Genomic DNA, 9659 nt, shown 5'->3' with positions numbered 1-9659 from the left:
AAGAAAGTGAGGCGGCCGCCGGGCCGCAACCCCGGCCTCCGCCCTGAAACAAAGAGCAGAACCACCAGAGCGCAGCGACACCAAACAACCCACAACAAGTGGACAAGGCTCGCCCTCACAACCCCCTGGGCAAACTCGCAAACACATCCGGCAAATCCTCGTGGAAGGCAAACCCCGTCTGCCCATCCTGCTTGACATGGTACATCGCCCGATCCGCCGCCCGCAGCAGCCCCGGCAGATTGGCCCCGTCGTCCGGGAAGCGCGCCAAGCCCAGGCTGGCCCCCACGCTCAGGGGGTGGCCTTGCCACGCCATCGGGGCACGCAGCGACTGCAGCACGCGGTGGGCCACCTGCCCCAGGCGCTGGCGCTCGTGCAGGCCGGTGAGCAGGATCACGAACTCGTCCCCTCCCAGGCGGGCCACGACGTCGGCAGGCCGGACCTGCTCACGCAGGCGCCGCGCGACCTCCTGCAGCATCTGGTCGCCGGCTTCGTGGCCGAAGCGGTCATTGATCGGCTTGAAGTCGTCCAGGTCCAGCAACAGCAGCGCATGCCGCTGGCCGGGCTGCAGCAGTCGCTGCGCCACCTGGGCCAGTCCGGCCCGATTGGCGGCCCCAGTCAGGGTGTCGGTTTCGGCCACGATGGCCAGGTGCTCGGCACGGGCATGCAGTTCGGTCTGCGCACGGCGCAGCACACGGATGCGGGTGCCCAGGGCCACGGAGAACACCAGCAGCTCAGCCGCCACCCCCAACTGCAGCACGTTCAGATGCATCGCCGTCCAATGCAGCACGCCCCAGTTCGACAGCACCAGCAAAAAAGCCGCAACAAAGACCACGATCAGCCCCAGGATGTAAAGACCCGCCGGCCGGTAGCCATGGCGCAACCCGAGCAAGGCCCCGGCCAGACCCGTGACGGCCCCCACCATGGAGCCGATCTCGGTGGCCGACACCAGCCAGCGCCAGTGCCCCATGAGGCCCAGCACCATCGACAGCAGCATCAAACCCATCAGGCCCTGTGCCAGGCGATCGACCAGCGGGGCATAGCGGGCCAGGTCCAGAAAACGGCGGGCGAACAGGATGGCCCCCACAATCCACGTCGCCGGCGCCAGCACATAGACCCACTCGGCCCACCCGGGCTGGTCTGGCCACAGGTAACGCGCCACATGACCATTGAAGCTGGCAATCGTGAGCAGCGCGCTGGCGCAATTCAGCAGGTAGTACGCGTACACACGGTCACGGAACAACACCAGCAGCACCAGGTTGTAGGCCAGCATGCCCAGCAAAATGCCGTAACTCAAGCCGTCGAACAGGCGCTTGGTCTGCACCCCGGCCATGTACTCGCCGGTGTCCCAGGCCGTCAGCGCGTAGATCTGGCCCAGGCGCGAGACGGCACGCAGGTAGATCACGTAGTCGCCGGGCTGCGCCAGGTGAAAGCGGTACACCATGCGCTCCGCGCCCAGCGGGCGGGCACTGTAGGGGTGGGTGATGCCCATGACCACAGGGGGCGCCAAAGCCTGCCCTGCAGAGTCATAGGGGCCGTGAAAAGCCAGCTCGCTGGCAGCCACCGAAGGCACTGAAATCAGCCAGTCGCCATCGCGGCCCAACTGACGCACGGGGATGCGAAACCAGTAGGGCTGGGTGTTCATGTTGGTGGCCACCGGCCGGGTCGGGACTTCAAAGCGCGCCTGGTTCGCAGGGGCGCGCACGTCGTCCACGCTCAAGTGTCCTGTGGTGTCCACGAACACCCCCATCACCCCGGCCAGGGGCAAGCCTTCGGCGCCGGCGCGCAAAGTCAGCTCAGCCCCACCGCCTGGCGACCGGACGGCCTGGCGCCCACCGGCCTGCGAAAGCACCAGTGCCAGCAAGGCCAGCATGAACAAGAGTACGGCCCCGCCGGCCCACCACTGCGCCACGCTCAGACGCCGCGGCTCCCACACGGACGACAGCCAATCACGCAACAACATGCAACAAGTGTAGATGAGGCCGCTGCAGAGGCTCCGTCAGCGTGGCATGATGCTGGCCTCTCGAAACTGCCGGACGCCTCGCCTCTGGCACCGGTCGGGGCCCGGCCCCTGCGGAAGGAAAGCACATGCTCAAGCTGGTGATCGGCAACAAGAATTACTCCTCGTGGTCCATGCGGCCTTGGGTGCTGCTGCGCCAGGCCGGCATCGAGTTCGAAGAGGTCAAGGTGCGCTTCGACTCTTTCGCACCCGATTCTGCTTTCAAGCGCGCGCTGGCCCGCCTCAAGGTGGCCGGCAAGGTGCCCGTGCTGTTGGACGGCGATCTGGCGATCTGGGACACGTTGTCGATCGCCGAGTACCTGGCCGAAGCCTTCCCCGAAAAACAGCTGTGGCCCACCGACCGCAAGGCACGCGCCCGCGCGCGCAGTCTGTGCGCCGAGATGCACTCGGGCTTCACCGCCCTGCGCAGCCACTGCCCCATGAACATCGAAGCCAGCCTGCCCGACGTCGGGGCCCTGGTCTGGCGCGACCACGCCGGCGTGCGCGCCGACGTCGAACGACTGGAAACCCTGTGGCGCGATGCCCTGGCTGACCACGGCGGCCCCCTGCTGTTCGGCGAGTTCAGCGTTGCCGACGCCTACTTCGCACCGATCTGCACCCGCTTGAACACCTACGGGCTGCCCATGTCCGACACGGTGGCCGCCTACGTGCAGCGGGTGATGGCCCTGCCCGGCGTGCGGGCCTGGGTCGACGACGCACTGGCCGAGCAGGACTTTCTGGCCTTTGAAGAACCCTACCGCCTCAAGCGCTGACACCCCGGGACACGTGGCCATGCAGATCTTCCTGGTGGGTGGTGCGGTGCGCGACGCACTGCTGGGCATGCCCGTGCAAGACCGCGACTGGGTGGTGGTGGGTGGCACCCCCGAGGCCATGGCGGGCCTGGGCTTTGCGCCAGTGGGCAAGGATTTTCCGGTGTTCCTGCATCCGCAGACCCATGAGGAATACGCGCTGGCCCGCACCGAACGCAAGAGCGGACGCGGCTACAAGGGTTTTGTGGTGCAGGCCTCCCCCGATGTGCGCCTGGAAGACGACCTGGCCCGGCGCGACCTGACCATCAACGCCATTGCCCAGGCGCTGCACCCCGACCCAGCCACCGGGCGCATCGACCCGGAGCACCCCGGTACGGGCAGCCTGATCGACCCCTGGGGGGGACAACAAGACCTGCAAAAGCGGGTGCTGCGCCATGTGACTCCGGCTTTCCGCGAAGACCCGGTGCGCATCCTGCGCGTGGCCCGCTTTGCCGCCCGCTTCCCCGACTTCACGCTGGCGCCCGAAACCCTGGCCCTGATGCAGGACATGGTCGAGGACGGCGAAGTGGACCACCTGGTGCCCGAGCGGGTGTGGCAGGAGCTGGCGCGCGGCCTGATGACCGAGCGCCCGTCGCGCCAGTTCGAGGTGCTTCGGGCCTGCGGTGCGCTCAAGCGCCTGCTGCCCGAGCTCGACCGCCTGTGGGGCGTGCCCCAGCGGGCCGACTACCACCCCGAGGTGGACACCGGCGTGCACGCCATGATGGTGCTGGACATGTCAGCCCGCCTGCAGGCCCCGCTGGCCGTGCGCTACGCCTGCCTGGGCCACGACCTGGGCAAGGGCACCACGCCGGCCGACGTGCTGCCGCGCCACATCGGGCACGAAGAACGCAGTGCCCGTCTGCTGAAAGACGTGGCCCAGCGTCTGCGCGTGCCAGTGGACTGCCGCGAGCTGGCCGACGTGGTCGCGCGTGAACACGGCAACCTGCACCGCAGCAGCGACTTCGGGGCCGCCGCCCTGGTGCGCTTGCTGGAGCGCTGCGACGCCCTGCGCAAGCCCGAGCGTTTTGAAGAGATCCTGTTGGCCTGTGAATGCGATGCGCGAGGGCGCCTGGGGCTCGAAGAAAAACCCTACCCCCAAGCCGTGCACCTGCGCCAGGTGCTGGCGGCAGCGCGCTCGGTGATCACCGCCGTGGTCGCGGCCGAAGCGGCTGCCCGGGGTGCCCAGGGCAAAGCCGTGGGGGACGCCGTGCACGCGGCCCGGGTGCATGCCGTGGCCCAGTCCATGGGCCTTTGATGAACTGAACCGAGCCTCGGGAGGTCAGCGCCAGTGGCGACCACCACCGTGGTACCCGCCGCGCCAGCCGCCGATGTAGCCCAGCCCCAGGCCGAGACCGAAGGTCATGGCGGGGTAATAGCTTGGGGCGTAGTAGGTGGGCGCGGCATAGACCACCGGCGGTGCGCTCACGTAGGTGGTGGCAGGGTAGGTTTCGGTGTAGACCGTCTGGGCCACGGGCGGGGCATACACCGGTGCAGCGACCGGTGCGGCCACCTGCTGGGCCACCGGGCTGACCTGCAACTGCACCGTGGGGCCCGGATCGCTGGGCATCTGGGCGCTGTACTGGCGGCCACCGTACTCATAGACCACGTTGTAGCCCACGGCACGGTTTTCGTACACGGTCTGGGTGCTGCACTGCTGCACGTTGCTGACCTGGGCCGGGGCCGAGCCCTCGATGCTGTCGCCCAGGATGGCGCCCCCCATGACCCCGGCCATGGTGGCCACGGCACGCCCGGCGCCACCGCCCACGGCATTGCCCAGCGCCCCGCCAGCCACGGCGCCCATCAGGGCCCCCGCGCCCGACTTGGGGGGTTGCACAGCCACCTGCTGCACCGTGCAGCTGGGGCGTTGCACCGCCACCTGCTGGTAGACCGGGGTGGACGAGATGACGCGACCTTGCTCCTGGGCCTGGGCGCCCGTGGCGGCCAGCAACAGGGCCGAACTGATGACGATGACGGGTTTCATGGTGATGTGCCTCCGGCAAGAATGCCTTGATACCCTGATTTTGAAAGCAAATCGCGCTCAGGGTTCCTGCTCGCCGTGTAAAGAAAATCGGGCCCTTCAGCGCGGTGCCGTGGCCGGCGGGGCCAGCGGAGCATCCCAACGCCCAGCCGCATTCTTGAGCAACTGCCCCACCGCCAGCAACTGCCGGTTCTTCACGCTGGTCAGCGTGTTTTCGGCGCTCAAGGCGGTGGATTGAGCGCTGATCACGTTCAGATAACTCACCGTGCCGGCCTTGTACTGGTTCTCGGTGATGGTCAGGGCACGCTGGGCCGCCTCCAGGGCCTCGGCCTGCACGGCTGCCTCGTCACGCAGGGCTGCCACGGCCACCAGGTTGTCTTCCACCTCCTGGAAGGCGGTCAGCACCACTTGCCGGTAATTGGCCGCTGCCTGATCCACGGCAGCCAAAGCCTGGTTGGTGACAGCCTCGCGCCCGCCGGCATCAAACAAGGCCAGCGCCAGACTGGGGCCCAGCGACCAGAAGCGATGCGGCAGACTGGTCAGGTCGGCCCATTGGTTGGCCCGGTAGCCCGCGCCGGCCGACAAGGTCAGCGCCGGGAAGAAGGCCGCCTTGGTCACCCCCACCTGGGCGTTGGCGGCCGCCACGCGGCGTTCGGCCGCCGCGATGTCGGGGCGGCGCTGCAACAGCGTGGCCGGCAGCAGTGGCGGGGCCTCGGGCAGCCGGGGCAGGCGGGCCGTCACCGGCAGGCTGAAGTTGGCCGGGGCCTCGCCCAGCAACACGGCGATCGCATGCTCGAGTTGGCTGCGCTGCAGGCGCAGCTCGATCAGCTGGGCCTGGGCCGACTTGAGCTGGGTCTGGGCCTGCGCCACATCGGCCGACGAGGCCACACCGGCGCCGTAGCGGTTGCGGGTCAGCTGCAGCGATTTGTCATAGGCGGCCACGGCCCGCGCCACCGACTCGGCCTGTGATTCGACGCTGCGCAAGGAGAAATAGCTTTGCGCCAGCGAGATCTGCACCGACAGGCGCGCGGCCAGCAGATCGTCACGACTGGCCTGCAACTGGGCACCGGCCACGTCGACCGCACCGGCCAGACGGCCCCACAGGTCGGCGTCCCAGCTGGCATTGGCCGAGGCCGACACGATGTTGACCGGGCTGGCCGAGGTGCTGGTGCCGGTGCTGCTGGTGGTGCCGCTGCGGCTGCGCGTCTCGCCCAGGCTGCCCGTGACCGTGGGGTAGCGCGCCGCGCGGCTGGAGGCCAGGCTGGCCTCGGCCGTGCGCCACTGGGCCAACACGGTCTGCAGGTTCTGGTTGTTCACCAGCACCCGGGTCTGCAGGCCCGTCAGCACGGGGTCGTCGAACTGCAACCACCAGTCGTCCGGGACGTCGGGGCTGGCGGCATGGGCCGCCTGCCAGCCGGCTTCGCGAAAGGCGGGCGCCGTGGCTACTTCGGGGCGTTGGTACACGGGCGCTTGCGAGCAGGCGCCAAGGAGCAGCAACAGCGCCAGCGCGGCACACGGGCGCAGCGGGAACCGCGACAAGCTAGGCGGGGAAGACAACATCATGGAGCAGCACTTTCAACAGACAGGGCCGGTCGCGGCAGGGCAACCGCAGCGGCAACGGTGGCAGCGGCACGGCGGCGCGCCCGGCGTTGGCGCAGGCGGTCCATGCAGACAAACACCACCGGCGTGGTGTAGAGCGTGAGCAGTTGGCTGAACAGCAGGCCGCCCACGATGGCAATGCCCAGCGGGCGACGCAGCTCGGCCCCGTCACCGGCGCCCAGTGCCAAAGGCACCGCGCCGAAGATGGCCGCCACCGTGGTCATCAGGATGGGGCGCACCCGCAGCTGACAAGCGCGGTAGATGGCCTGGGCCGCCGTGAGCCGGGCCCCGGTCTCGGCCGCCCGCCGCTGCCGGGTGATGGCAAAGTCGATCATCATGATGGCGTTCTTCTTCACGATGCCGATCAGCAGGATGACCCCGATCAGCGCGATGATCGAGAACTCGGTGTCGGTCAGCATCAGCGCCAGCAAGGCGCCCACGCCGGCCGAAGGCAGCGTGGAGAGAATCGTCACCGGGTGGATCAGGTCCTCGTACAGGATGCCCAGCACCAGGTAGATGGTGATCAGCGCCGCCAGGATCAGCAAGGGCTGGCTGGACATGGACTTCTGGAACGCCCCCGCCGTGCCGCCAAACGAGCCGCGCACACTGACCGGCACCCCCAGGGACGCCACGGCGTTGTTCACCGCCTCGGTGGCCTGCGACAGCGACACCCCGGGCGCCAGCGCAAAGCTGATGGTGGTGTCGGGCGCACCGGCCTCGTGCGTGACCGACAGCGGCGTGTTGGTCAGCTCTACCCGGGCGAAGGCCGACAGCGGCACCTGCGCCCCGCTGCTGCTGGTGAAGCGCAGCTGCAGCAGCGACTCGGGCGACTGCTGGTACTCGGGCGCCAGCTCCATCACCACGCGGTACTGGTTGAGCGGGTTGTAGATCACCCCCACCTGGCGCTGCCCGAAGGCATCGTTGAGCGTGGTGTCGATGGCCGCCAGGCTCAGCCCCAGGCGGCTGGCCTGATCGCGGTCAATCACCAGCGAGTTCTGCAAGCCCTTTTCCTGCATGTCGGAGTTCACGTCCACCAACTCGGGCAGCTGCATGATGGCGCGCCGGATCGGCGGCTCCCAGGCGCGCAGGTCTTCCAGCGTGTCGGCCAGCAAGGTGTACTCGTACTGCGAATTGGAGCCCCGCGCCCCGATGCGGATGTCCTGCACCGGCACCATGAACAGGGTGGCGCCCGGCTCCTTCGAGAGCTTGGCCCGCAGGCGGGCCACCACCTGGTCGGCGCTCACGCCGCGCACGGCCAGCGGCTTGAGCGAGATGAACATCGACGCGGTGTTGCGTTGCCCACCGCCCGTGAAGCCGCTCACCGACTCCACGGCCGGGTCGCTGCGCACGATGCCCATGAAGCGATCCAGCCGCCGCTGCATGGCCTGAAACGAGGTGGCCTGGTCAGCGCGGATGTTGCCCATGATGCGGCCCGTGTCCTGCTGCGGGAAAAAGCCCTTGGGCACCTCGCGGTACAGGTAGACGTTCAGCCCCACCACACCGGCCAGCAGCAGCAGCGTGATCGGTTGCCAGCGCATGGCCAGCGCCAGCGTACGCCGGTAGGCACGCTGCGCACCGCGTCGCAGCCGCAGTCCCAGGCGCGCCCAGCGCCCGGGTTGGGCCACCGGCGCATGGGATTTGAGCAGCACCGAACACATCATGGGGGTGGTGCTGAGCGACACCACCATCGACACCAGGATGGCCACCGACAGCACCACGGCAAACTCACGGAACAAACGCCCCACCACCCCCCCCATGAGCAGCACCGGGATGAACACCGCGATCAGCGAGAGGCTGATGGACACCACGGTGAAGCCAATCTCACGGCTGCCCGCCAGCGCGGCCTGCAAAGGCGTCTTGCCGCGCTCGATGTGGCGCGAGATGTTCTCCAGCACCACGATGGCGTCGTCCACCACAAAGCCGGTGGCCACGGTGAGGGCCATCAACGAGAGGTTGTCCAGGCTGTAGCCGCACAGGTACATGACACCGAAGGTGCCGGCCAGCGAGGCCGGCACCGCCACGCTGGGGATCAACGCCGAGCGCAAGTGGCGCAGGAACACGAACACCACCAGGATCACCAGCCCCACCGAGATCGCCAGCGAGCGCTCCACCTCGCGCAGCGAAGCACGGATGGTGGGGGTGCGGTCCACCGCCACCCCCAGGTCGATGGCCGTCGGGATCGAGGCGCGCAGCTGCGGCAGCAGGGCCCGCACCTCGTCCACGGTCTGGATGATGTTGGCCCCAGGCTGCTTGAAAAGGATCAGCAGGATGGCCGGCTTGCCGTCGGACACGCCGTAGTTGCGCACGTCCTGCACCGAGTCGATGACCTGGCCCACGTCGCGCAGCCGGATCGCGTTGCCGTTGGCATAGCGCAGCACCACGGGCGCGTACTCAGCCGCGCTGAAGGCCTGGTCGTTGGCGCCGATCTGCCAGTTGCGGGCACCGTCTTCCACATTACCCTTGGGCCGGTTGGTGTTGGTGGCCACCAGGGCGGCCCGCACGTTGTCGATGGCAATGCCACTGGCCGCCAGCCGGCCCGGGTCCAGTTCGACCCGCACCGCCGGCAGAGCCCCGCCCCCCACCACCACCTGGCCAATGCCGTTGACCTGGGCCAGGCGCTGCGCCAGCACGGTGGAGGCGGCGTCGTACATCTGGTCGCGCGCCAACACATCCGAGGTCATGGACAGGATCAGGATGGGCGAATCAGCCGGATTCACCTTGCGGTAGGTGGGGTTGCTGGGCAGGCCCGTGGGCAACAGGGCCCTCGACGCATTGATGGCGGCCTGCACATCGCGCGCGGCGCCATTGATGTCACGGTCCAGGTCGAACTGCAGCGTGACCCGCGTGTTGCCCAGCGAAGACGAGGAGGTGATCTCGGACACCCCCGCGATGCTGCCCAACGCGCGCTCCAGCGGCGTGGCCACCGTGGTGGCCATGGTCTCGGGGCTGGCGCCGGGCAGGCTGGCCGACACCGAGATGGTGGGGAAGTCGACCTGCGGCAGGGGGGCCACCGGCAGCATGAAGAAGGCGATGACGCCGGCCAGGATGATGCCCATCGTGATCAGGGTGGTCGCGATGGGGCGGCGGATGAATGGTTCGGAGAAGTTCATGTTTTGAGCCTCTCAGTTGCGCAGCTGGCGCTTGCTGGCGTTGGCTGGGTTCGCCGCTTCGCTCTGGTAGTTCTGCTCTTTGTTTCAGGTCGGAGGCCGGGGTTGCGGCCCGGCGGCCGCCTCACTTTCTTTGCTTCGCCAAAGAAAGTAAGCAAAGAAAGGCGACC

6 protein-coding genes are annotated in these 9659 nt (G+C 68.4%); 2 read left to right on the top strand and 4 right to left on the bottom strand.

Going from position 1 to position 9659, the window contains the following annotated elements:
- Positions 1 to 115: 115 nt before the first annotated feature.
- Positions 116 to 1960: a diguanylate cyclase domain-containing protein gene (locus AC07PT_RS30250; RefSeq protein ID WP_492350737.1), complete on the bottom strand. Its 1845-nt coding sequence runs from the start codon at positions 1958 to 1960 to the stop codon at positions 116 to 118.
- Positions 1961 to 2085: 125 nt separating this feature from the next.
- On the opposite strand from AC07PT_RS30250, the gene AC07PT_RS30245 reads away from it, so the two are divergent.
- A complete protein-coding gene (locus AC07PT_RS30245) occupies positions 2086 to 2769 on the top strand; it encodes a glutathione S-transferase family protein (protein ID WP_492350738.1) in 684 nt (227 codons plus the stop codon).
- 19 nt (positions 2770 to 2788) lie between these two features.
- Entirely contained in the window at positions 2789 to 4060 is a 1272-nt protein-coding gene (locus tag AC07PT_RS30240; protein ID WP_492350739.1) for a multifunctional CCA addition/repair protein, read from the top strand.
- A 24-nt stretch (positions 4061 to 4084) separates the two neighbouring features.
- Here the strand turns inward: AC07PT_RS30240 and AC07PT_RS30235 are convergent, their stop codons facing one another.
- The 3 genes from AC07PT_RS30235 to AC07PT_RS30225 all read right to left on the bottom strand — a co-directional run bounded on the left by AC07PT_RS30235 (position 4085) and on the right by AC07PT_RS30225 (position 9492).
- On the bottom strand, positions 4085 to 4786 hold the full coding sequence (locus AC07PT_RS30235; protein WP_494659165.1) for a glycine zipper 2TM domain-containing protein: 702 nt from the start codon (positions 4784 to 4786) through the stop codon (positions 4085 to 4087).
- Between the two features lie 96 nt (positions 4787 to 4882).
- A complete protein-coding gene (locus tag AC07PT_RS30230; protein ID WP_494659164.1) occupies positions 4883 to 6346 on the bottom strand; it encodes an efflux transporter outer membrane subunit in 1464 nt (487 codons plus the stop codon).
- Positions 6343 to 9492: a multidrug efflux RND transporter permease subunit gene (locus AC07PT_RS30225; protein WP_494659163.1), complete on the bottom strand. Its 3150-nt coding sequence runs from the start codon at positions 9490 to 9492 to the stop codon at positions 6343 to 6345. Before AC07PT_RS30225 ends, AC07PT_RS30230 begins: the two co-directional genes overlap by 4 nt.
- Between the last annotated feature and the right edge of the window lie 167 nt (positions 9493 to 9659).

The sequence above is a fragment of the Curvibacter sp. GW821-FHT09D12 genome, assembly GCF_059416245.1.
Note: the sequence above shows the minus strand (reverse complement) of the source record. Positions and strands in the feature narration are given on the sequence as shown.

Excerpts from the sequence above, each read along its gene's own strand:
- AC07PT_RS30250 (WP_492350737.1), bottom strand. The coding sequence starts at position 1,960 with ATGTTGTTGCGTGATTGGCTGTCGTCCGTGTGGGAGCCGCGGCGTCTG.
- AC07PT_RS30245 (WP_492350738.1), top strand. The coding sequence starts at position 2,086 with ATGCTCAAGCTGGTGATCGGCAACAAGAATTACTCCTCGTGGTCCATG.
- AC07PT_RS30240 (WP_492350739.1), top strand. The coding sequence starts at position 2,789 with ATGCAGATCTTCCTGGTGGGTGGTGCGGTGCGCGACGCACTGCTGGGC.
- AC07PT_RS30235 (WP_494659165.1), bottom strand. The coding sequence starts at position 4,786 with ATGAAACCCGTCATCGTCATCAGTTCGGCCCTGTTGCTGGCCGCCACG.
- AC07PT_RS30230 (WP_494659164.1), bottom strand. The coding sequence starts at position 6,346 with ATGATGTTGTCTTCCCCGCCTAGCTTGTCGCGGTTCCCGCTGCGCCCG.
- AC07PT_RS30225 (WP_494659163.1), bottom strand. The coding sequence starts at position 9,492 with ATGAACTTCTCCGAACCATTCATCCGCCGCCCCATCGCGACCACCCTG.